The sequence below is a fragment of the Moraxella sp. I5G genome (assembly GCF_055193055.1).
The window spans coordinates 1-24,741 of sequence record NZ_JBUXLH010000008.1 but is presented as its reverse complement, the minus strand read 5'-3'; the positions used below and the strand labels follow the sequence as shown (position 1 = coordinate 24,741).

Below are 24,741 nucleotides of genomic sequence, written 5' to 3'. Positions count from 1 at the left end.
TATCCATGAAACAGTTAACCAAAATCAGTTTATGCATCTTGATAGCATTTATGTCAATTACCACAGTAAACGCAAAAATACCAAGTAATCCAGAGCCTGTATGGTTTTTCCCTAATTTTAGCGAAGATGAAAAATTATCTGATTGGGATCTTACTTGTGATAATGTGGGAGCTTGCCGTGCAGTTGGTTTTTACGGAGAGGAAAGTTTTGATTATGAAGATGAAAATCAACGTGAAGCTAGTTTAATGATTAAACGTGAAGCGGGTAATCCTAAAGTTATCATCAAAGCCAATCTAAACTTTATTGAAGATCATGATTATGTTGTTGAAGAAACCATCAAACAAATGGAGCAAAAATCGGCAGAAATGTTTATCAATGGCAAATCTTATGGCAAGGTGGCTTTAAACTTTGAAAATGGCAGCAAACTTAATGATATTCAAACCAAAGCTATTTTGGATAACATCAAGCAACCATTAAAAATAGAATTTCGTTTAGATAAAATGCATTCTAACATTTCTACTTATGGACTCAAAGAAGTCTTAATAAAAATGGATGAAATTCAAGGGTTTGCTAATACTCCTTATGCTTTGTGGCAAAAAGGCAATAAATCTGCTCCAACCACGACTTATAGCTATCCTGTGTTGCAAGATAAGCCCATTATTGGCGCAAGCAGTGCAATAGATAGAAATTCTAATGATGGCAAAAAACTCATTGCGTTATTAAAAAATGATTTAAAAGTTCAAGCTGAAAAATCTGAAATTGATTACCAAGATGATTGCATGATTTTGGATGATGATTCAGAGATTGATGAATATGATAAAGAACGCATCCAAACGTTTGATGTAGTTCAACTAAGCAAAGATAAAAAATTGGTTTCAGGTTTGTGTTGGACGGCTGCCTACAATATGGGTTATGGCATGTGGGTTGTGGACAATAAATTTAATAAAGTTCACCAGAACGTTGGGCTTGACTTATCCTACCAAGAAGGCAATCAATTATTTCTTGCCATAAAAGGTCGTGGCTTGGGTGATTGTTGGAGTCTTGATGAATGGACTTGGGATGGTGAAAAATTTGTACAGTCTTTTTCTGGTAGTACAGGTATGTGCCGCGGTTTTGCAGGTGGAGCATGGCTGACTCCATCAACAGTAATTGATGTAGCAAGTGTTAAAGATGATATAAGTCGGTTTGATTAATCTTGTATAAATTAATCTTGTATAAAATAAAAACCCCCTTAAGCAAATATTGTTTAAGGGGTTTTTAAATTATGAACCATCAGATTTTAAAATGTGTTGATTATCCATAACCAATTTGTCATAGACGCCACCTTCACTAAAATAGGTTTGCATAATATCTGACCAGTCCCCAAAAACTTCGTTTGGGAAAAATGTTTGCATTTTCGGAAATTTGTCAGCATGCTTTTGTAAAATTTGCTCATTACTGGGGCGTAAAAAATATTTTACCGCCAATTCCTGTGCTTCATCGCTGTATAAATGCTCTAGATAGGCTTGAGCGATGGGGTTGGTGGCTTTTTTATGACTGACACTTTCAACAACCGCCACAGGATTTTCAGCATTGATGGTGTAACTAGGATAAATAATATCAACATTGCCAAATTTTTTTTGAATAATGTTGGCCTCGTTTTCAAAGGTAAGCAATACATCACCAAGTTCACGTTGGGCGAAGGTAGTGGTTGCTGCTCGTCCTCCATTTTCAAAAACTGTAACGTTATTTAATAGTGAGCGAACAAAAGCATCTGTTTTTTCTTTATTTTGATGAAAAGTCAGTAAACCATAGCCATATGCTCCCAAAAATGCATAGCGACCGTTTCCTGAAGTTTTTGGATTGGCAAGAATAATTTTTGTTCCCGATTTGGCAAGGTCATCCCAATCTTTGATAGCTTTGGGATTATTTTTTCTGACAATAAATACAATGGTGCTTGTAAAGGGGATGGCATGATTAGGCAGCATTTGTTGCCAGTTTTTATTGACAAGCCCGCTATCGGCTAAAATTTGCACATCAGAACCTTGGTTCATAGTAACAACATCAGCTTGTAAGCCATTTTTTACAGATAATGCTTGTTTGCTGGAACTTCCATGTGACTGTTTGATGGTGATATGGGCATTTGGATTAATAGTTTTATAATAATTGATAAATAAGGGATTATAATCTTTGTAAAAATCTCGCGCAACATCATAAGAAACATTTAAAATTTCAATATCACTTTTTGAATCGGCGGTTGAATTGTGATTGGTTTGATTGCTACAAGCGCTCAAAATCATTGTGCTGGCAAGCAGTGTATTTGCCACGATAAATTTTTTGACGGTCATAATTTTCCTAATTATTTTAATTAATCATTTTGTTGGTTGCGAAGTGTTTTAAATGTTGCTTTAATGTTTTATAAATCGTTGTTTTAGATTTGCAATAGTAGGTTTAAACTTTAATATATTCAATGGATTAGATTGACAACTAAATTGGCGCAAAAATTTATAAAAAAAACAGCAAATAAGCAAATTAAAAACTAATAAAATAAACTTATCAAAATTATACTCAATACTTACAAAAACAATCAATAAGATGCATTAGTCATTTATAGAATATTTTATAGAAGATAGGGAAAATAATAAAATTTTTATAATGGCACTAATTGTAAAGCGGTTGATTTATACAACAAATGAATTAAAAAAGCTTGTTTTGTATCAAATTATCCAATTTATATCCAATAAATTTAACAATAAATCAATTAGTTATTTGATTGTTATGGGCAGCTGCTGTATGATATAATTACCAAAAAATAAGATTGGGATTATCAATGTCCTTAACGCTGCAAATCGTAGAAAAACTAGCTCCAGACCAAGCATCTTTAACTGCCGCCAAAAAGCTATTATCAAATACTAAATGGCAAAATCAAGGGATGAATCAGGAAACAACCACCGTTTGGGGGGAGTGTTTGGGTTCAGGCTCAAAACCTTATTATGTGGTTGCTGACACAACTGACCATGGTTATAAATGCACTTGCCCATCAAGAAAATTTCCCTGTAAGCACACACTGGCTTTGATGTGGCGTTTTGCTGAAAATCTGGAGCGTTTTACAGAAGAGGCTACGCCAACTTGGGTTAGTGATTGGTTGGGTCGGCGACGTAAAACCTCAAATCAAAATACGCCTGAACCTCAAAACGATAATAAAAATGCAAAATCCATCGCTGAGGCGCAGCTTGATGATGAAGTAAAGGCGCTTGACCCAAAAAAAATAGAAGCCGCCAAAAAACGTGCTGAAAAATTAAAACAAACCACCGATTCTGCGATTAGTGCTGGGCTTTTTGAATTAAAGCAGTGGCTGATAGACCAATTAAGACAGGGAATTGGTGCATTTTTGGATGATATGAACCATCGCTGTCGACATATTGCAGCACGTCTTGTAGATTATAAGGCAACCGTGATTGCATCTCGTTTGGATGATATGCCTGCTTTGATTTTAAGCTACCCCAAAGACGTGCGCGCTAAAGCGGTAATTGCTGAATTTACTAGATTGTATTTATTGTGTCAGGCGTGGCAAAAAAATTCAAACGATGCTGATGTTAGACAGGCAATCAGCCAAGGCGACACAAAAACAAAAATCAGCGAAAACCCAGATGCATTACGCTACCAAGGTTTGTGGCGGGTTATTGGTGAATTTAGCGAAAATAAAAAAGATGGATTGATTAGTCAAGCCACCTATCTGGTGCGTATGAATAAAAAAGGTGAATCAATCAATGCGCCTAATTTTGCATTGATTTTAGATTATCATCATGCTTCTGTTGGCACGGTATCAACCCCTAGCCAGTTGGGCGACTATTTGAAAGGTCAGCTGTGTTTTTATCCAAGCAAAGCGCCTTTGCGTGCGTTTTTTGAACATTTTCAAACCAAATCAGATAATTTACAACAATTATATTTTGTACAGAATTTGGACAATAAAAATCAACCTTCCCAACCCCAAAGTTTTGATGTATCAGAATTTGAATACGCGGGACAAGATTTATCATTACCTACCTGTTATTTTGAGTTTTTAGCTCATAAACCCTATGCTTATGAAATGCCTTTTATGTTAAAAGGCGGTCTGATTGTCAAACAAAACACCCGTTTTTGGTATCAAAACAATTCCACATATTTGCCATTAGCTAATAAAGACATACCGCTTGGGGTATTGATTGATGTGATTGATTACGCGTTTATTTTGTGGCAGGCCGATAGAGCAAGGCTTTTAAGTGTAGTAAAACAAACAGGGGAAGTAATTTCGTGTCTGATATAAATAATCCAATACTATCCATCAAACAAATTGAACATATTTACGCTAAGTTGATGATGTCCAATGATTTGCAGATACTTGGCGATTTACCCAGCGAATTATCAATTTTAGTTGCAAATGCTGCAAAAGATGACCAAACTTTAATGGCCTTAACTTTGGTGAGTCAATATCATCATTTAATGTATGACGACAAACCAAATGCTGATGAAAAAATCATAAGTAAAGTTGATTTTCCAAAATCTAATTTGCCTTTTGTACCAGTTAATTATTATAAAATTTTAGAAAAAATCATTAACAAGTTAGAATCTTTTTTTTATTTTCCTGAAGCTGAACACGAAGCTTTTATTCGATGGTTTCTTTATTTTTTAGAACAAAAAGGCTATACATTACCAACGAATTTTTGGGAAAAACTTGAAATTAAAGAAAGCGAAAGTTTACTGCACATCAACCAAGGTATTTATACCAAATGGCAACTGTATTTAAAAGGAATGGCGCTAAAAAACACCCAATCAAGCCAAAATTATGATGAACTGACCGCTGAAAATTGGGATGAATGGTATCCATCAGAGCGTTTGCAAATTTTAAGACAAATGCGTCGAAAAAATCCTGAAAAAGCTCGAGCTTTGATTTTAGAGTGTGCACCAAGTATGCCAGCCGATAAACGGCTAAAAGTAATTCAAATTTTCAATATTGGGCTTTGCGATGATGACATTGATGTTTTGCAAAAACTGTCCAAAGCTCGCTCATCATCAGCAACGAAAATGGCAAAGCGGTTATTGATGAGACTTGGTGCAATAAACGAAGACTCAGTACTTGAAGAGTTCATGCAAGAATTTAAATGGGGTAAAAGAAATCGTTTATTAACATCTACAATTGGCAGAAAAAATTATACAAAACTTAATAATCTCATTCAAAATTTAGAAAATATCAGCATTCATCAATGGGCCAAAAAGCTTGAAATTACCATGAGTGAATTTTTACAAGGTTGGAATTTTGAGAAAAATTACGATTTTACTGAAAGTTTGTTCAAAAATGCAGCTGAAAGTCTAGATTCTGATGACTTAATAATCTTAGCAAAAAATTGGACTCAAGAGCTTCGTAAGAACTTTAGTGTAAATTATTGGTATATCATCAAACCTTGCCTTCCTAAAGAAGCATTAGAAGACATTGCATACGATGCATTAACGAAAATGGAAAACTTTTTTGATTTATTGCATTTTTTTGATAAAAAAATTCACATTAGCTTTGATGAATTATGTCAATTACCCGCGTTTAAAAAATTAAGTAGCTACGGTATACAACATCTGGATTATTGGGATGTTTGGAGAAATTTTTATGCCTTAGCGCTACTGGTTGATGATGATATTGCCAAACAATGTTTGCAATATCTAAATGAACAAGGCGTAAGCTACCATGAAGACGCTTTGGTGCTGCTGCATTTGAATGCATTATTACCCAATTCTGTCAAAAATTGATTTAAAAAATAAGGAAAAAATCATGACTCAAATCCTTCGTTTGCCTGCTGAAGAGACTTATCGTCACGAAATTGATGCTTTAAAAGCTGAAGATGTGGGCGAAAAACCCACAAATTGGCAGTTATCCCCGCAAGCAGTAGTAAAATATTTAATGGGCGGTAAAACCAAAGATGGTACGGTAATTAGTGAAAAATACGTTGGTAATCGTCGCCTGATTCAAACCGCCGTTGCAACCCTTGCTACTGATAGAGCGCTCTTATTGCTTGGCGTGCCAGGCACTGCTAAATCTTGGGTATCAGAACATTTGGCGGCTGCAATTTCAGGTGACAGCACCCGAGTGATTCAGTGTACAGCAGGAACCGATGAAAACCAAATTCGTTATGGTTGGAATTACGCTCAACTGCTCGCTAAAGGACCAAGTAAAGACGCACTTGTTCCAACCCCCTTATTTCGAGCGATGCAGGAGGGTACATTGTGCAGACTTGAAGAATTAACACGTATGGGTTCTGACGTTCAAGATACACTAATTACCGTTTTATCTGAAAAGATGTTGCCCATCAGTGAGTTAAATGATGCTGTTTTTGCCAAACGAGGGTTTAATGTCATTGCTACTGCCAACAACCGTGATAAAGGCGTAAATGAGCTATCATCGGCTTTAAAACGCCGTTTTAATGTTGTGGTACTGCCATTGCCGGATGATATGAAAGAAGAAATTAGCATCGTATCTAAACGCGTGGCAGAAATGGGTCAATCGCTGCATCTTCCTGTGCCTGGTAATGCCGGCGAAGAGATTGAAAAAGTAATTACTATTTTTCGTGAGCTACGCGGCGGCGAAACTTTGGATGGTAAAATTGCTTTAAAAACTCCAACGGGCAATTTATCGACGGCAGAAGCGATTTCAGTGATGGTTAATAGCTTGAGCCAATCGCATTGGTTTGATGATGGTAAATTATCAGCTGATACCATTAGTCAAAGTTTGATGGGGGCAATTATCAAAGACCCGGTGCAAGATAAAACGGTATTGGAAGAGTATTTGGAAACTGTACTCAAAAAACGCAAAGGTTATGCTGAATTTTATCATACAATGAATGACTTGTTATAAGGGGCAAGCGTGAAACACATTCATTATTTTGGCATACGTCATCACGGTCCAGGCTCCAGTCAAAGACTGGTTCAAGCATTAGATGTTTTACAGCCAAAACGTGTACTGATAGAAGGCCCTAGCGATTGCAGTGAGCTTTTGCCACTATTGGCTCATCAGCAGATGAAACCACCTGTGGCGCTGGTTTCTTATGCTTCAGATAATCCAGAATGTCATTTTTATTACCCATTTGCGACTTTTTCACCAGAATATCAGGCATGTTTATGGGCGGTAAACCATGGGGTAGAAGTAGCGTTTATTGATGTGCCAATGGCGATTAAGCTTGCTAATCAAATCCAAAAAAATGAAGAAGCCAATGAGTCGCTTACAGAAATGGACGAACCATCCACAAAAAGCGAAGAGCCAGAAAATCAAACACTAAAAATCAGTCAAGACCCGATTGGCGCATTGGCGCAGTTGGCAGGTTATGAGGATGGTGAAAGCTGGTGGAATGATTTGGTAGAGCAGTCTTTGGATGAGGATACGGCAGTTTTTGTGGCGGTTGCTAAGGCGATGAATGCGTTACGTCAATCATTGCATGATGAACAAATGATTGATTCAGAAGATGAAATTCGAGAAGCTTATATGCGTCAAGAAATTCATCGTTTAACCAAAGATGATACCGATGATGTTGTAACGGCGGTTGTTTGTGGAGCGTGGCATATTCCTGCTTTGGATTTGGATTTTGCACTGCTAGACAGCAACCAAAAGCCCATTAAATATAGCTCAAAGCAAGATACCGCCTTAATCAAAACTTTGCCTAAAAAATTAGCAGCATCTAAAATCAAAAGTACTTGGATTCCTTGGACTTCAGCCAGGCTTTCCAATCAGCATTATGGGGCGGGCGTACCATCACCAATGTGGTATGAACACCTTTGGCAAAATCGCAACTCTAAACAGCAGGCTCAAGTATCTTGGCTGGCAAAAGTTACCAATGCACTTCGCCAAAAAGGTCATATCGTTTCTACTGCATCTGTGATTGAGGCAGTAAGGTTGGCTCAATCATTAGCCGCAGTTAGAGTGCGTGCTTCAGTGAGTTTTGAGGAGCTTACTGAGGCGGTAGTAGCGTGCTTGTGTTTTGGGGAGCGTGTTTTATGGCAAGAATTGGCAGAAGATTTATTATTGGGTCATAAGGTTGGGGTGATTCCTGATAATACACCGTTAACACCGCTGCTTGAAGACTTACAACGTCAGCAAAAACAAACTAAATTATCACCAGAAGCCTTAGTTAAAGAAATTTCATTGGATTTACGTAGTGAAATTGGGCTTAAAAAATCGCATTTGCTACACCGTTTAAATATTTTGGGCGTACCATGGGGTGAGCTTTTGGATTTTGGTAACAGTCGTGGCACCTTTCGTGAAAAATGGCAACTTCAATGGCAGCCTGAATTTGCCGTTACGCTGATGGAAAATCTAGTATATGGCAATACAATTTATGAGGCTTGTCATCAAAGAACCATTCAATCACTAAAACAAATCACTGATTTAGCGGATTTAACAGAAAAAATTCAAACGGCATTGCAGGCGGGTTTGGATAAAGCAGGCGCTAAAGGCATTGAGTATCTAAGTCTAAATGCTGCCCATTCTGATAATGCATTGGCAATGATAAAAAGCATCGCCCCTTTGGTGCATTTACAGCGTTATGGCACAGCAAGAAAAATGGCACTGGATAAAATTGGTGATTTGGTGTTTGAATTGACCATTAAAGCTGCCATTGCGTTGCCTTATGCCATCAAAAATATCAGCAACGATGAAGCAAGTATATATCAGCAACATATCGAATCAGCACACAAAGCACTAAATTTGACGGCAGATGAATCCTTGATTCAAAGATGGTGGCAGGCATTTGATGAAATTATCAACTCGTTTGGCACTGGCAGCCAGTATCATTTTACGATACTGGGTCAGATTGTGCGTCTTAGTTATCAAGCTGAGCGTATCGATGCTGAGCAGCTCAATAAAATTTTACAAAAAACCTTATCGCCTGCGATTCAAGCTGAAAATGCCGCTAAATTTTTTGAAGGATTTTTTGCTGAATCGGTGGAATATTTGATTTATGATAAGATGTTATTAAATGCGATTCAGGTATGGATTCTAGGACTGCAAGAACAAGAATTTATCGAGTTTTTACCATTATTTCGTCGAGTGTTTAGTGTCTTAGATAGTGGTCAAAGAAAACGTCTGTTAGATACAATTTTTGGACAAAATACCCAAGATAAAATCTTGTTTTATCGTGAAGATTTATCAGCAATTTGGCAACAGCATGCACAAATACTGACCAATTTATTGCCACAGGATACACCATGACTGATTACAAAGCACAAACCGAGCAGGAAGAAAAATATCGCCGCTGGCAGCTGATTTTGGGAATAACAGATGAGCAAGGTCTAAAAGCACATAAGTTATCTGAAAGAGATTTGCGTTTATCTCAAACATTGTCGGCACTGTATGATGGTGGTGGGGAAGGTAAAAAAGGACGTGGCGGGTTGGGACGTTCTGCGCCAAAAGTTGCTAAATGGCTTGGTGATATTCGTGAATTTTTTCCAAGCTCGGTGGTGCAAGTCATTCAAAAAGATGCGTTTCATCGTTTGGGTTTAAAGCAAATGCTTTTAGAGCCTGAATTTTTGGCAGCGATGGAAGCTGATGTGCATTTGGTAGCGGATTTGGTAAGTTTGCGTTCTGTGATGCCTGAAAAAACGTTGGATACTGCTCGCGTTGTTATTAAAAGTGTGGTTGATGAATTGATGAAGCGCTTAGAGCAAAAAACCAGTGAGGCAATACGTGGAGCGGTCAATAAATCAAAACGTACTTATCGCCCAAGATTTAATGATATAGATTGGGGGCGAACCATTACTGCAAATTTACGCCACTACCAAAGTGATTATCAAACCGTCATTCCTGAAAAATTAATTGGTTTTATGCGACAACAAAGACGTTTGACGGATTTGGATGAGGTGATTTTATGTGTAGACCAATCAGGCAGTATGGCGTCTTCGGTGGTTTATAGCGCGATTTTTGCAGCAGTAATGGCAAGCATTCCTGCGGTTAAAACTAAATTGGTGTGTTTTGATACGGCAATTTTAGACTTAACCAATGATTTAGCTGACCCTGTTAGCGTATTGTTTGGTGTACAATTAGGTGGTGGTACAGACATCAATCAGGCGGTCGCTTATTGTGCTGAGCGCATTGAGCGTCCAAGTAAAACTCATTTGATTTTGATTACTGATTTGTATGAAGGTGGCGATGAAAAACAATTAATCAGCCGTGTTGCAACCCTTGCTAAGCAAGGGGTAAATGTCATTACACTGTTGGCGTTATCCGATGATGGTAGACCGTCTTATGATGACCAATTGGCAAAAGTATTTGCAGATATGAATTTGCCTGTTTTTGCTTGCACACCAGACCAATTTCCCGATTTGATGGCAACGGCGTTAAAACGAGAAGATATTTTGGCTTGGGCAGCTGACCAAAAAATTAAGGCTGTTCGTAGCGATAATCAGGCAAAACAAACAATTTAATCTTGATTTGCCAAAAGCCTCTTTTTGACTAATGACCCGCCTACTTTTTAGTACGGCGGGTTTTTTAGCGGTTAAAATGATAAACTACCTCAGCAAAACGATGATATCAGCAGCTATGATTGCATAGTAAATACGTCAAAAACTACTCACTGGTTTTGGTCTAATGGATAACCCCAAAATGTCTTTATGCGTAACAAGATTTAGCCGTTTTTGTTTTGCGATGCGCTTATCTGCTGTTTTTGTGATGTTGTTAATTAAGACCCAATGCTTCAACCAATTCTTTATTTGGCGATACTGTATTCATGCTATAAAAATGTAAACTAGGTACGTCTTCAGCAATTAATTTTTCACATAGTTTGATGACTGTTTCAAAGCCAAATTGGCGAATGGATTTAGTGTCATCGCCATAATCGGCAAGCTGTTTGCGAATGTATCTTGGAATGTCTGCCCCTGCGCTATCAGCAAAACGGATTAGGTTACTGGCTTTTGTAATGGGCATGATGCCTGCGATGATGGGAAAGTTTTCTTGATGGATGCCCAATTTAGCAAGCTCATCGCGCAAGAATAGATAGCTGTCTAGGTTATAAAAAAACTGCGTAATGGCTTCATTAGCCCCAGCGTGGTATTTTTCAGCCAAGTTTTTGATATCATCTTTAAAAGATTTTGCCTGTGGGTGCATTTCAGGGTAAGCGGCAACCTTGATGGTAAAGTGTTCACCTGAATGCTCACGAATGTATTTGACTAAATCCAGAGCAAAAGGCAGTTCCCCATAACCCACCTGACCTGATGGTAAATCGCCACGCAAAGCAACAACACGATTAACCCCAAGCGATTTATAGTAGTCCAACAGTTCACCAATTTCTTTTTTGCTGTCACCAATACATGACATGTGTGGCACGATTGGCGTGGTGGATTTTTTACTAAGCGTTTCTACAATTTTTAACGTGCGTTCTCGCGTAGAACCGCCAGCGCCATAAGTTACGCTAAAATATTGGGGGTTTAGACTGTTTAATGTGTCAAACGTTTGTAAAAGTTTATGCTGTCCGTCATCGGTTTTTGTGGGAAAAAATTCAAAGGAAAACAGCGCTTTATCTTTGGGTTTATTGAACACCTTAGGCGTTTGCAATTGATTTTTAAGTCCATTAAGCAGATTTTGTATTTGTTCTATATTGTGTAAAGCAGAATTATTCATAAAAATCCAATATTATCAAAAAGTTATATTATTTTAAAGTGTATTTTCTACATTCATACAGCTATTCGGTTAAGCGGTCGTATGACTTGCTTTTTGATGTTCTTCGGCGCTAAAGGGCGGAGAATCTAGCCACGAACCCATGCCACCAAAAACTTGTGTATGAGTTAAACTTTAGTTAACTTTTGTTTATTGCTGAATGCATTTAAATCGTCCGTTTGCAACTTAGTCAAGTTCGGCACGTGAAAAAATATCTAAAATCAAAGGTTTATCGTCAAGCGCTTTTTTAAAGGCGATGATAAATTCTTGTAAGGCAGGTGCGTCTTCTTTACGAGTGTATGCGCAAAACATACTACTTTCGCTATCAAAATTGATTTTTTCTGCTAGATGAAACTTTTTTTCTGCCAAAAATACCACCGCTAATGACTGCCAATCATAACCGCCACCTTCAAAACCTTCTTCAGCTCGACTGTCAAAGATATCTTGTTGGAATGAACCTACTTCAGTCATGATAACAGAAACACTGTTTTCACCATCAATCCAAGAAAAAGGCGCGATATCAAGCACATTATTCATAAAATAATCCTAATTTACCTATATTTAAATCGCTTCATATATCAAGCCTAAATCGTCAATGAATTAGGCTTGATTTTAGTGTTTGCAATCAGTATTTGTAACTGTCGTTTTTATAAGGACCTTCAATGGCGACATTTAAATAATCAGCTTGCTCTTGGGTCAGTTGAGTAAGCACGCCACCAAAACCGACCACCATGGCTGCCGCAACCTCTTCATCAAGTTTTTTGGGCAAAACTTTAACATAGATGTTTTGAGATTTTTTATCGTTGGGTAAATCTGCAAATTTTTCAGCAAATAAATGCATTTGTGCCAAGACTTGGTTGGCAAAAGAACCGTCCATTACTCGTGATGGATGACCTGTGGCATTGCCTAAATTTACCAGACGACCTTCAGATAATAAAATTAAATAATCTTTGTCATCGTCAGAACGATACACTTGATGAACTTGTGGTTTGACTTCTTCCCAGCGGTATTTGCGTAGGTGATTGGTATCAATTTCAGTATCAAAATGTCCAATATTACAAACCACCGCTCCTGCCTTTAGGTTATCCAACATAACCGCATCACAAACATGGTAATTACCCGTCGTGGTTACCAGTAAATCGGTATTTTGCAGTAATTGTAGGTTTAAATCTTCTGCTTTACCTGTTTGCACTCCATTTTTATAGGCAGATACCACTTCAAAACCATCCATGCACGCCTGCATCGCACAAATAGGGTCAATTTCAGTAACACGTACAATCATGCCTTCTTGGCGTAAAGATTGAGCAGAACCTTTACCAACATCGCCATAGCCAATAACCAAAGCACGTCTACCAGATAGTAACATGTCTGTAGCGCGTTTAATGGCGTCATTTAAAGAGTGGCGACAACCGTATTTGTTATCATTTTTGGATTTGGTAACAGAGTCATTGACATTAATGGCAGGTACTTTTAAAGTGCCAGCTTCTAGCATTTCAATCAGTCTTGCTACACCTGTGGTGGTTTCTTCAGAAATACCATGAATGTTTTCAAGCAGTTGTGGGTATTTTTCATGAATTAAAGCGGTCAAATCTCCGCCATCATCCAAAATCAAATTGGCATCCCAAAGTTTGCCATCTTTATGAATTTGCTGGTTTAGACACCAAACATATTCTTCTTCAGTTTCGCCTTTCCAAGCAAATACAGCAATTCCGCGTTTAGCGATTGCAGCAGCAGCATGGTCTTGAGTGGAAAAAATATTGCATGATGTCCAGCGAACTTCAGCGCCTAATTCAACCAAAGTTTCAATTAAAACTGCTGTTTGAATGGTCATATGAATGCAGCCTAAAATTTTAGCACCTTTTAATGGCTGCTTGTCTTTATAACGCTGACGAAGCCCCATTAACGCAGGCATCTCAGCTTCGGCAAGACTGATTTCTTTACGTCCAAAATCAGCAAGATGAATATCGGCAACTTTATAATCAGTAAATTCGCTCATGGTTTTTCCTATATTAGTGTACATATGTTTAATGGTGTACTTGATAAACATCAAATACACCATTAGGTTTTGTGTCATTGTAGCATAAAAATAACGTGATAAAAATTATCCCACGCTCAACATTTATTTAGTAACTAAACGTCACCCCAACATTTGCTTGGTGGCCATCGTTAATATACCAGTTTACAGCAGGGTAGGTATTGTAAACCAATTTTTGAGTTTTGTTACCAACGTTTTGAATGTTGGTAAATAGTTTGATGTTGGGGGTTGCCTGCCAATGAGCATTCAAATCCACTGTGGTGTAGTTTGGAATATTGCTTAATAATGTTCCAGAACTGCTGTAATGTTTAGCTTTTGAGCGCGCAATCGCCGAAACGCTCAGTCCGTAAACGCCATCATCATAACCTACAGTAAGCGTTCCTGTATTTTTTGGACGGTAGGATAACTCAAGTCCTGTAGTTTTGTTTTTGGTCTTAACATGGGCATAACTTGCTGCAACAAAAAAGGCGTCTTTTTTCCACGATAGGGTTGCTTCACCACCTTGAAATGTTGCTTTGTCAATGTTTTTATAACCCGCCCAATTAGGATTTTCAATCAGTTTATCAACTTTAGTATGATAGGCTGATAAACCAGCCTTGGCATAATTACCAATCTTTTGGTCCAGCCCAATCTCATAAGATAAGCTTTCTTCTGGTTTTAGTTTATCATTGCCGCCCCAAGAAGTGTACAATTCATTTAGGCTTGGAGCTCTAAAGGCTGTTCCAATATTGCTGTACACGCTTGTGCTTGGTGTAACATGATAGCGACCTGCAATTTGTCCAACGGTATGTGTACCAAAACGACTGTTATCCTCTAAACGCAGACCTGCTTGAGTATTGATTTTATCTGTATTATATTGGTGCTGAATATAGTAACCAGTGCCGGTTACCTTTTGTTTGTTGTTTGTGATGGTATTACTGTCATATTCAGCTTTATTATGGCTAACACCAAATAAAATATTTTGATTTGGGGCAAAACTCCAACGAGCGTTAACATCCCCTTCATCACTTTGGGTGTTGTAATGGTTATTATAGCCATCAACAGGAGTTTGTTTATCTTTGATGTTGGAATAACGAGCAGATACGGTTAAATTGTTAAGCACATCGTAAGAGCCCAGTACATTAATTAAACGGTTTTCAAATTGACGTTGAGCGGTGTTAGGCAGTGCGCCATTGGTTGTGCCACTATAAATATTAACCCCTTCATTTTGGCTGATAGCAGCACTGGCAGAAAACCGCTGTTGATTCGTACCAATTTTGGCATGATAACCTTTTTGGTCGTAACTGGCTTTGTCATGTTTGTTTTGATTGTCAAAAATACGCGTGCCATCGCTCTCTAAACGCTGACCACCAAGACTGGCGTAAAACCCATTATCGCTGACAAGATTGCCATGAACGCTGGCTTTATAAGTATTATTTTCACCCCACAAACCTGTTACATTTACCCCAGTTTTTTCAGGTGCTTTAGAAATCATTTGCACCACGCCACCAATGGCATCTGAGCCATATTGAACCGATGCTGGACCTTTTAAAATCTCTACTTTATCAATATTGGTTAAATCGTAAAACCCTGAAAAAACAGGTGAAAGATTATTTTGATTGTTTAATCGCGCTCCGTCTGATAAAAATAATGTATGTATATTTTTTGTACCACGTAAAGACACTTCAGGTACCTGACCAACACCACCATATTGTTTGACTGAAATACTGGCATCTTTTTGAACGACGTCTGAAAGATTGGATACTGGGTTTTGTTCAATGGTTTGTTTATTAATGACAGTGGTGCGAGCGGCAACATGATTTTGGTTGGTAGGTACGCGTGTTACTGTAATTACCATATCATCTAAAACCACATGGGGCTGATGGTCATGAGCAAATGTCATAGGGGCAGCATACATCCCTAAAACCAGTGCAATTGAGTTACGTAGAGTAATATTTGACATAAAAAGTTCCAAAAATACAACAATTTGAGATTAAAGTGTTCCATTATAGCTAAAAAATTTTTTATTTTTTTATAAATTTAATGAAATATTTTCATGATAATATGAATTATTTTTAAGTTGATTTATTTATAAAGTAAAAAACCATCGCCTTTAAGGCGGTGGTTTTACGAAGATTGCAATTACAAACAGTGCGGTTTATGGCAATAAACGCACTCTTTGCCAAGAATTTTGTTGTTTGGTGTATAAAATACGGTCATGCATGCGATTGGCTCGCCCTTGCCAAAATTCAATGCTGTCCACAATTAATTTATACCCACCCCAATAGTCAGGTAAATCAACAGTTTCAATATTTTCCTTGCTTAGGCTGGCAAATTTACTGTCCATAATTTCACGGCTTTGAACAACGCCACTTTGAGGATTGCTAACCCAAGCAGCAAGCTGACTGTCTTTTGGGCGGCTGTGAAAATATGTTTTGGATTGTTCAATGGATAATTTTTCGACACGACCCGAAGCTCGTATTTGTCGCTCCAAATCATCCCAAAAAAACAAGGCTTCAGCAAATGGATTTTCAGACAAATCCTGTCCTTTTTGGCTGTGATAATTACTATAAAAAATCATCATAATTTCGCCATTTTGTTCGCTGATTTCACGCATTAGCAGCGTTCTAACGCTTGGGCGCATATCACGCCCACACGTTGCCAAGCTAAAGGCGTAAGCCTCACCAATTTGTTCATCAACTGCCTCTTTAATCCATTTTTCTAGCAATGGATAGGGGGTGTTTGGAATGTTACTTTCAATCAGCTCGTCTTTTTCATATGATTGTCGATTGGCGCTAAAATCAATTGCCATGACTGCCTCCAATGTATTAATGGGTAATTTATGCTAAAACAGTGGTTATTTTTTCAGCAAGCTGCTCGGCTAAATTTTTGGCAAGCTCACCATCTTGAACTTCTACCATCACACGAATGACAGGTTCAGTACCTGATTTGCGAATTAAGATTCTGCCTGTATTGCCCAGCTGATTTTGAGCGTCATCAAACGCTTTTACCAGCTCACTATTTTCATATGGGTCACTAATTTTGGGTAATCGTACATTAATTAGGGTTTGTGGAAACGGTGTGTAACCTGACAAAAGTTCAGATAATGATTTGCCTGATTGTACTAAAATAGACAACACTTGTAAACCTGCTACAATGGCATCGCCAGTGCGAGATTTATCTAGGCATAAAATATGCCCTGATGATTCACCACCAATGCTAAATCCATGTTTTTCAAGCTGCTGCATGACATAACGGTCACCAACTTTAGCACGGATAAAATCGATGTCTTGATTTTTCATGGCAAGTTCTAGTGCCATATTGGACATTAATGTTCCAACAACTCCTTTGGGTTTTTTTGTTTGTCCATGAGCTAAAATGTATAAAATACCATCACCATCAACAACATTGCCTAACTCATCCACCATAATAATCCGATCGCCATCACCATCTAAAGCGATGCCTAGATTGGCTTTATGTTCCAAGACTAATTTTTGTAAATTTTCTGGATGAGTAGAGCCGCAGTTATGGTTAATATTAATACCATCAGGTTTATTAGCGTAGGTGATGACGTTAGCGCCCAATTCCCGTAAAACTCTAGGGGCAACACTATAACCTGCGCCATTAGCACAGTCTACAACAATGGTTAAACCTTTTAAATCATACTGATAAGGAAAACTGCCTTTGCAGTATTCAATATAACGACCTTTAGCATCATCAATCCGATAACTTTTTCCCAGTTGGCCGGCATTAATGTCAGTCAATCGGGCGAACGTATCGCCAACCAATTCATCTAATTTTTGATTGATGGCAGTTTGCAATTCATCAGGGATTTTTTTGCCTTCGGTAGAAAAAAATTTGATGCCGTTATCCTGATAGGGGTTGTGTGAAGCTGAAATAACCACACCCAAATCAGCATGAAAACTGCGTGTTAAATGAGCAATGGCAGGCGTGGGTAAGGGTCCAAGTAAATGCACATCAACGCCTGATGCGTTAAAACCTGCTTGTAAAGCAGATTCAATCACATAACCCGATAGCCGAGTATCCTTACCAATCACCACGCTATATCGTCTGTTAAGATTTTGGCTGGCTAAAACTTTACCAACTGCAAACCCTAAACGCAGTAAAAAATCAGGAGTAATCGGAAAAGTACCAAATTGTCCACGAATGCCGTCAGTGCCAAAATAACTCATGTCTCTACCTTTTTTAAATTAAAGAATCTTATTATTTATTTAAATGCGTTTTTAAATACACCCGTTCAGTATAACGCTAAGATTTTAACTGTACAAGGGTAAATTTAGTGCCTTTTGTTGTGTTTTTGCGATTGTGTTTTTTTGAAGTTGTGTGAATTTCTAAGCAAAGGCTTGTTTAAAAATTGCTTTCTTGCCACAATATAATGTTTTTTATTTTTGGAAAAAATACATGACAATATTACATCCAGCTTTTAAATTGATTCATCGTCATCAAATTGACGCATTGGGCATCACCGTACTTATTAGTGAACATATAAAAACCAAAGCCAAACATTATCATTTGGCGTGCAACAACAGCGAAAATGCTTTTTTGATTGGTTTTGCCACTCAGCCAATGACTTCACGTGGCGAGGCTCATATTTTGGAACACACGGTATTATGTGGTTCGCAAAAATATCCTGTTCGCGACCCGTTTTTTAGCATGATTAAGCGTTCATTAAATACTTTTATGAATGCGATGACCGCGGCAGATTGGACAGTTTATCCATTTGCCACCCAAAATAAAAATGATTTTTTTAATTTATTATCTGTTTATACCGATGCGGTATTTTTTCCCAATATTAATGAACTGGATTTTGCACAAGAGGGCATTCGTGTTGAATTAAATGAGAAAGATGAGCCTGAATACCATGGTGTGGTATTTAATGAAATGAAAGGAGCGATGAGCGGTGAAATTGACCAGCTTTATTATGCGCTTATGCCTCATGTTTTTAAAAAAACAACATATCATTACAATTCAGGCGGCGACCCAAAACAAATTCCCAAATTAACCCATCAAGATTTGGTTGATTTTCATAAAGCCCATTATCATCCTAGTAACGCCATTATTATGAGTTTTGGGAACATTCCTGTCGCTCAGATTCAAGAAAAATTACATGAAGAAGCGCTGGTGCGTTTTGATGATGTTCAGTATCCAGCATTGGGCAAAAAATTTGCATCCATGAAAGAGCCAAGTTTAACCAAACCTTTACAAGTATTTGATACATATACCAGTGATGATAATGGTAAACAAAAAACTCATCAGGTTTTGGCATGGCTTTTACCAACCATTACTGACCCAAAACAGCGTTTGGCAATGCGCTTGATGGAAGGTGTTTTAACTGAACACGCAGGCTCACCACTGCGAGCGTATTTGGATAGTCATGAACTTGGTACGTCGGCAAACCCACTTTTAGGACTTGATGACAGTCATTTTCAAATGGTCTTTTATGCTGGACTTCGTGGCTCTGAAAAAAATCATGCCGATGATATTGAACAAGGTATTTTGGCATTATTAACCCAAGTGGCAAATAACCCCATCAGTGAAGAAACCATTCAAACCATTTTACATCAAATGGAACTCGACCAGCGCCATATTGGTGGCGATAGCATGCCATATGGTTTAACTTTAATGCTTGAGGCATTTAGCACAGCACTCCACGGCGGCGATGTGATGGATGTTTGGCAAATTGATGAGCATTTGACATGGCTAAGAAAACAAGCTCAACAACCAAACTGGGTGCAGTCACTTATCAAAACCTATTTGATTGACAATCCACATCGTGTTCGCCTGACTTTAAGCCCTGATAAGGATAAAGCTCAAAGATTGGTGGACGAAGAACAAGCCCAATTACGTGAACTTGCTGAAAAATTAAGTGAGGAAGACAAACAAATTTTACGCCAAAAAGCTAAGGATTTAGCAATTCGTCAGGCAACCCCTGATGATGTTAATCTGTTGCCAAAGGTCGGACTTGAAGACATTCCTAGCGAAGTGGCATTTACACAAGGGCAAATTACCCCAATCACCATTCAAGGTGAACAACGTAATTTATATGAATATCATGCAGGTACTAATGGCTTGTATTATTATCAAGTATTGATTAATTTAGACAAAAAATACGATGAAATTTTAACCAATCCTTTGCTGCCAACGTATCTTACTTTGTTGTCAGAGCTGGGTACAAACCAATACGATGCGCGCGCATTCCAGGCTTATCAGGCGGCTCACTCATCAGGAGTGACTGCTCGCATTTCTCAAAGAACTGATTTATCAGATAAAGATAAGATGAGCAGTTATTTTATTTTGGCAACTCGAGCTTTAAATCGCAAATTAGAAGCCATTGATATTATTGGCGAAGTGTTAAATGACAGTGTTTTTAACGAAGTTGAGCGTATGCGTGAATTGTTGTCGCAAAAACAAGCCAGTTGGCAATCGCATCTGGCATCGCAAGGGCACGCTTATGCGATGCAAACGGCTAGTCGTGGTATGAGTAAACTTTCAGCGATTGAATACGCGTTTTCTGGACTGCCTGCACTGACAAGTTTAAAAGTTTTTTTAAGCCAAGCCGATGATGCAATGTGGCAAACACTGACTAAACGCTTAACAGATTTGCATCAAAAAATCATAAATCTACCCAAAGATGTAATTTTGGTTTGTGAAAAAGAAGTTGCGCCAAAGCTGATTGAGAAGATTGAAAAAACTTTTGATTATCAAACATCCAATTACGCTTTATCAAAAGCAGATAAACTGCCTTTTGATGATTTAACTGCATTATTAACAAACAATCATTCAGATACAGCATGGCTTATTGCAACAAATGTTTATCATAACGCCAGCGCGTACCCTGCGGTAACCGCCAATCATCCCGATGCACCAGCACTGATGGTTTTGGCACCATTTTTGAGAAATGGCTATCTGCACAGCAATATTCGTGAAAAAGGTGGGGCTTATGGTGGTGGAGCAAGTTTTGATAGTAATGTTGCAGCATTTAAGTTTTTTAGTTATCGCGACCCTAATTGCCAAGCAACGTTTGAGCATTTTAAAAACAGCATTGATTGGCTGTTAGAAAACAACCATGATGATGAAAAATTAACAGAAGCTATTATGGGCATCATTTCGGGTATGGATAAACCAGGTTCGCCTGCTGGTGAAGCGGTTAAATCATGTTTTGCTAATTTACATGGGCGCACCAAAGCATGGCAACAAAGCTTACGTGAACAGATTTTGTCAGTCACCATTGACGATTTAAAACGAGTAGCAAACTTGTATTTAAAGGATAAAACTCCTGCTAGAGCAGTAATTGCACCAATTGAGCAAGAACAAGCGATTGCAGAACTTGGATTTGATATTAAAAAATTGACTTAATTGCATCATCCTTTGTGATCATTACCTGTTTAAAAACCCCTGTCAAAATTGGCAGGGGTTTGTTGTTACATTTGTGATATAAAATAAACAAATCGTAAAATATTTCCCATTAAAATCTAAAATTACTGCAATCATCGGAAACCTTTAAAAACAAAATCTAGGGGGTATAAATTTTGCATTTTGGGCTTAACTCAAAACTGATAGTATTTTGGCTATAAATAGATAAAACTAAGATTCTTGGTGATTTTATTTATAGCGAAGATTTTATTTATTTGGGTTTTTATCGTCTAAATGTTATTTTAATAGTTGATTGTAAAGATATGAAACGCCCACTTTTTAAACCCAAGTCATCCTTTAAACCCAAGTTTTTTGTTTTTAAACCAAAATTACTCACTTTGCTGATTTCAAGCATTTTAAGTTCTTCTGCCTTCGCCGGACAAGTTTATTCCGGCGTGGATTATCAATATTTCCGTGATTTTGCTGAGAATAAAGGCAAATTTACTCCCGGTGCGCAAAATATTGCGGTAGTGAATAAAAAAGGCGAATCTATCGGCACCATGATGCAAAATGTGCCGATGATGGATTTTTCGGTGGTCAGTCGTAATGGTGTGGCGGCGCTTGTAGGCGATCAATATATCGTCAGTGTGGCACATAACGTAGGTTATCGAAATGTTGATTTCGGCATGGAAGGCAGTAACCCCGATCAGCACCGATTCGGTTATAACATCGTTAAACGAAATAATTATAAAAACGACCGTACTCACCCTTACATGACGGACTACCATAATCCTCGATTAGCCAAATTCGTCACAGAAGCTGCGCCGATAGAAATGGTGTCAAATATGCAGGGTAGCACCTATGGCGATTTAGAAAAGTATCCAATGCGGGTGCGAATTGGTAGCGGTTGGCAATTTTTGCGTGATGATAATGACAATGGCAATCATATTGCCATGGCGTATAACTACCTTACGGCAGGCAATACCTTTATGCAAGGTTGGGCGAACAATGGTGAGGTCAGTTTAAGCGGCGATGTGCGTCATCCGAATCAATATGGCCCGTTACCGATTTCAGGTTCTAGCGGTGACAGTGGTTCACCGATGTTTATTTATGATAAAACGGCAGGAAAATGGCTGATAAACGGCGTATTGCGTAGCGGACACCCTTATCAAGGAAAAGAAAATACCTATCAAATTGCACGTAAGAATTATTTGGATGAGATCATTGCCGGTGATTTGCTGACGGTATTTGACTTTACAGCAGCTTCTTATGACTGGACGGCAGACGATAACGGCAGCGGTAAATTAACCAAAGGTAGCAGAGTTGTCACAAACACTCCACTTGCCAATTACAGCCTGCCTTCTTCCGGCAGAGATGAATTTTTTGGATATGGTGGCCCAAACCCTTATATGCCGGCACTTCATCACGGTAAGAATATTTACTTTGGGAATATGGAAAACGGCACAGTAACCCTGAAAAATAATATTGATCAGGGGGCTGGCGGGCTGACCTTTGAAGGGGATTTTGTGGTACAGCCTACCACCGATGAAACTTGGAAAGGTGCTGGTGTTTCAGTAAGTGAAGGCAGTACGGTGACGTGGAAAGTCAAAAATCCGGCAGGCGATCGTTTGTCTAAAATTGGGCAAGGCACGTTATTGGTCAACGGTAAAGGCGAAAACCTAGGCGATATCAGCGTGGGGGACGGCGTTGTCGTTTTAAATCAACAAGCGGACGAGCAAGGCAAAAAACAAGCCTTTAATCAATTAGGTATTGTGAGCGGTCGCCCTACGGTGAAATTGGAAAGTGCCGACCAAGTTAATCCAAACAATATTTATTTCGGCTTCCGTGGCGGTCGTTTAGATCTTAACGGACATTCACTTACCTTTAATCGCATTCAAAATACCGATGAAGGCGCACAAATTGTCAACCATAACAAAGACACGGCAGCAACCGTCACGCTTCTTGGCAATGCACAAATTGATAATGAAAGCAAAATTAACCAATCCAAAGCGGCGGCATTTAACGGTTGGTTTGGTGAAACCAATACCGGGCTTCATAATGGTCGATTAGATGTGGTTTATCGACCTACGCACGCAGACAGCGTTTTTCTATTGTCAGGCGGAACCAACTTAAACGGCAATATTACGCAAGAAAACGGTATGTTGGTCTTTAGTGGTCGCCCAACGCCTCATGCCTATAACCACCAAAACCGACCGGCATTAATTGGCCGTCCGCAAGGGGAAGTAGTGATTGACGATGACTGGCTAAGTCGTACCTTTAAAGCGGAAAAATTCATCATTAAGGGCGGAAGTGCGGTCGTTTCTAGAAACGTTTCTGTGATAAACGGCGATTGGCAATTAAGCAATAACGCTAATGCCACATTAGGTGTTACCGACAAACAGGCGAATTTCATTTGTGCCCGTTCTGACTGGACGGGGTTAACCAAATGCGCGAGCCAAACCTTATCTGATAAAGTCTTTGCGAGCATTGAACGCAGCAAAATCAATGGTAATTTTACCCTGAATGACAATGCCAAATTATCGGTGCTGGGACTTGCTGATGTTACGGGCAATGTGGCATTACAAGGGCAAAGCCAATATCGCTTAGCGCATAACGCCACTCAAACTGGCACACTTGTGCTGAATAACCAAACTGTGGCAACGGTTGAAAATGCTACGTTGGCGGGCGATGCGACGCTTTCTGATCAGGCAAAATTAAATTTCGTTAACGCCCGTTTTGATCATCAAATTCAAGGAAGTAAAGATACCTTGGTTTCCTTGTCAGACAATGCAAACTGGACGTTACCAAGCAGCACAACAATTGGCAATTTAACCCTTAATAACAGCCAAATTACGCTTAATCCGGATTTTGCGACTCAAACGAATAATCAAACATTTAATCAACTCACCGTACTAGGCGATTTAAGCGGAAACGGCACTTTTAATTACCGCACTTATTTGCAGGAAAACAAAGGCGATCATGTGGCAGTGCATGGTTTGGCAACAGGGAATTTTGTATTAAATGTACGCAACACCGGTGCTGAACCACAAACCTTGCAACAACTCAGCCTGTTGACCCTTAAAAACACTGCTCAGACTGACAACGTCAATGTTGCTTTGGCGAATGGCACAGTGGATGTAGGGACCTACCGCTATGAGTTGAAAAATGATAATCACGATTACCGCTTATACAACCCAAGAAAAGAGCAAGAACTTGCGGATCAGGCACGTTTAGCAGAAGAAAAACGCAAGGCGGAAGAAGCCGCACGTTTAGCAGAAGAAAAACGCAAAGCCGACGAAGCTCAAATTGCTGAAGCTAAGGCAAAAGCTGAAGAATTACGTTTAGCAGAAGAGCAGCAAAAAGAAGAATTGCGTCTCGCCGAAGAAAAACGTAAAGCGGAAGAGGCAGCTCGTCTCGCCGAAGAAAAACGCAAAGCGGACGAAGCCGCTCGCTTAGCAGAGGAAAAACGTAAAGCGGAAGAGGCAGCTCGTCTCGCCGAAGAAAAACGTAAAGCCGATGAAGTTGCTCGCTTAGCAGAGGAAGCCCGAATCGCTGAAGCTCAAGAAGCCGCACGTCTCGCTGAAGAAAAACGCAAAGCCGAAGAAGCTCAAATTGCTGAAGCTAAGGCAAAAGCTGAAGAATTACGTTTAGCAGAAGAACAGCAAAAAGAAGAATTGCGTCTAGCCGAAGAAAAACGTAAAGCTGATGA

General features: G+C 38.8%; 15 protein-coding genes. 8 read left to right on the top strand and 7 right to left on the bottom strand.

What is annotated here, in order from left to right; all coding sequences use genetic code 11:
• The first annotated feature begins 5 nt into the window (after window positions 1–5).
• Entirely contained in the window at window positions 6–1,193 is a 1,188-nt protein-coding gene (locus ACZBKJ_RS05660) for a DUF1176 domain-containing protein (protein ID WP_463199977.1), read from the top strand.
• A gap of 69 nt (window positions 1,194–1,262) precedes the next feature.
• Here the strand turns inward: ACZBKJ_RS05660 and ACZBKJ_RS05655 are convergent, their stop codons facing one another.
• Window positions 1,263–2,327 carry a sulfate ABC transporter substrate-binding protein gene (locus ACZBKJ_RS05655; protein ID WP_463199976.1) on the bottom strand — a complete coding sequence of 355 codons (1,065 nt, stop codon included), beginning with the start codon at window positions 2,325–2,327 and terminating at the stop codon, window positions 1,263–1,265.
• Between the two features lie 482 nt (window positions 2,328–2,809).
• Between ACZBKJ_RS05655 and ACZBKJ_RS05650 the strand changes: the two genes are divergently transcribed.
• From ACZBKJ_RS05650 to ACZBKJ_RS05630, 5 genes are read left to right on the top strand one after another with little or no spacing between them, the layout of a single operon-like run.
• Window positions 2,810–4,285 (top strand): SWIM zinc finger family protein, encoded by a 1,476-nt coding sequence (locus ACZBKJ_RS05650; protein ID WP_463199975.1) that lies wholly within the window; start codon window positions 2,810–2,812, stop codon window positions 4,283–4,285.
• Entirely contained in the window at window positions 4,273–5,757 is a 1,485-nt protein-coding gene (locus tag ACZBKJ_RS05645; protein WP_463199974.1) for a DUF5691 domain-containing protein, read from the top strand. Before ACZBKJ_RS05650 ends, ACZBKJ_RS05645 begins: the two co-directional genes overlap by 13 nt.
• Before the next feature lie 22 nt (window positions 5,758–5,779).
• Window positions 5,780–6,859, top strand: coding sequence for an ATP-binding protein (locus ACZBKJ_RS05640; RefSeq protein WP_463199973.1), 1,080 nt, complete (start codon window positions 5,780–5,782; stop codon window positions 6,857–6,859).
• 9 nt (window positions 6,860–6,868) lie between these two features.
• Window positions 6,869–9,205, top strand: coding sequence for a DUF5682 family protein (locus tag ACZBKJ_RS05635; RefSeq protein ID WP_463199972.1), 2,337 nt, complete (start codon window positions 6,869–6,871; stop codon window positions 9,203–9,205).
• Entirely contained in the window at window positions 9,202–10,416 is a 1,215-nt protein-coding gene (locus ACZBKJ_RS05630; protein WP_463199971.1) for a VWA domain-containing protein, read from the top strand. Before ACZBKJ_RS05635 ends, ACZBKJ_RS05630 begins: the two co-directional genes overlap by 4 nt.
• A gap of 250 nt (window positions 10,417–10,666) precedes the next feature.
• Here ACZBKJ_RS05630 and metF read toward each other — a convergent pair whose 3' ends face one another.
• The 6 genes from metF to glmM all read right to left on the bottom strand — a co-directional run bounded on the left by metF (window position 10,667) and on the right by glmM (window position 17,851).
• Window positions 10,667–11,608, bottom strand: coding sequence for a methylenetetrahydrofolate reductase [NAD(P)H] (metF, locus tag ACZBKJ_RS05625; protein WP_463199970.1), 942 nt, complete (start codon window positions 11,606–11,608; stop codon window positions 10,667–10,669).
• Between the two features lie 222 nt (window positions 11,609–11,830).
• Window positions 11,831–12,181 (bottom strand): Imm51 family immunity protein, encoded by a 351-nt coding sequence (locus ACZBKJ_RS05620; RefSeq protein ID WP_463199969.1) that lies wholly within the window; start codon window positions 12,179–12,181, stop codon window positions 11,831–11,833.
• 88 nt (window positions 12,182–12,269) lie between these two features.
• Window positions 12,270–13,640, bottom strand: coding sequence for an adenosylhomocysteinase (ahcY, locus tag ACZBKJ_RS05615; protein WP_463199968.1), 1,371 nt, complete (start codon window positions 13,638–13,640; stop codon window positions 12,270–12,272).
• A gap of 127 nt (window positions 13,641–13,767) precedes the next feature.
• Window positions 13,768–15,621 (bottom strand): TonB-dependent receptor plug domain-containing protein, encoded by a 1,854-nt coding sequence (locus ACZBKJ_RS05610; protein ID WP_463199967.1) that lies wholly within the window; start codon window positions 15,619–15,621, stop codon window positions 13,768–13,770.
• A gap of 195 nt (window positions 15,622–15,816) precedes the next feature.
• Complete coding sequence (gene pdxH, locus ACZBKJ_RS05605; protein WP_463199966.1) at window positions 15,817–16,470, bottom strand: pyridoxamine 5'-phosphate oxidase; 654 nt, start codon at window positions 16,468–16,470, stop codon at window positions 15,817–15,819.
• 28 nt (window positions 16,471–16,498) lie between these two features.
• A complete protein-coding gene (glmM, locus tag ACZBKJ_RS05600; RefSeq protein WP_463199965.1) occupies window positions 16,499–17,851 on the bottom strand; it encodes a phosphoglucosamine mutase in 1,353 nt (450 codons plus the stop codon).
• A gap of 229 nt (window positions 17,852–18,080) precedes the next feature.
• On the opposite strand from glmM, the gene ACZBKJ_RS05595 reads away from it, so the two are divergent.
• A complete protein-coding gene (locus tag ACZBKJ_RS05595) occupies window positions 18,081–21,035 on the top strand; it encodes an insulinase family protein (protein ID WP_463199964.1) in 2,955 nt (984 codons plus the stop codon).
• Between the two features lie 320 nt (window positions 21,036–21,355).
• Window positions 21,356–24,741, top strand: a 3,386-nt coding sequence (locus tag ACZBKJ_RS05590; RefSeq protein ID WP_463199963.1) for a S6 family peptidase, incomplete at its 3' end; no start/stop codon positions are given.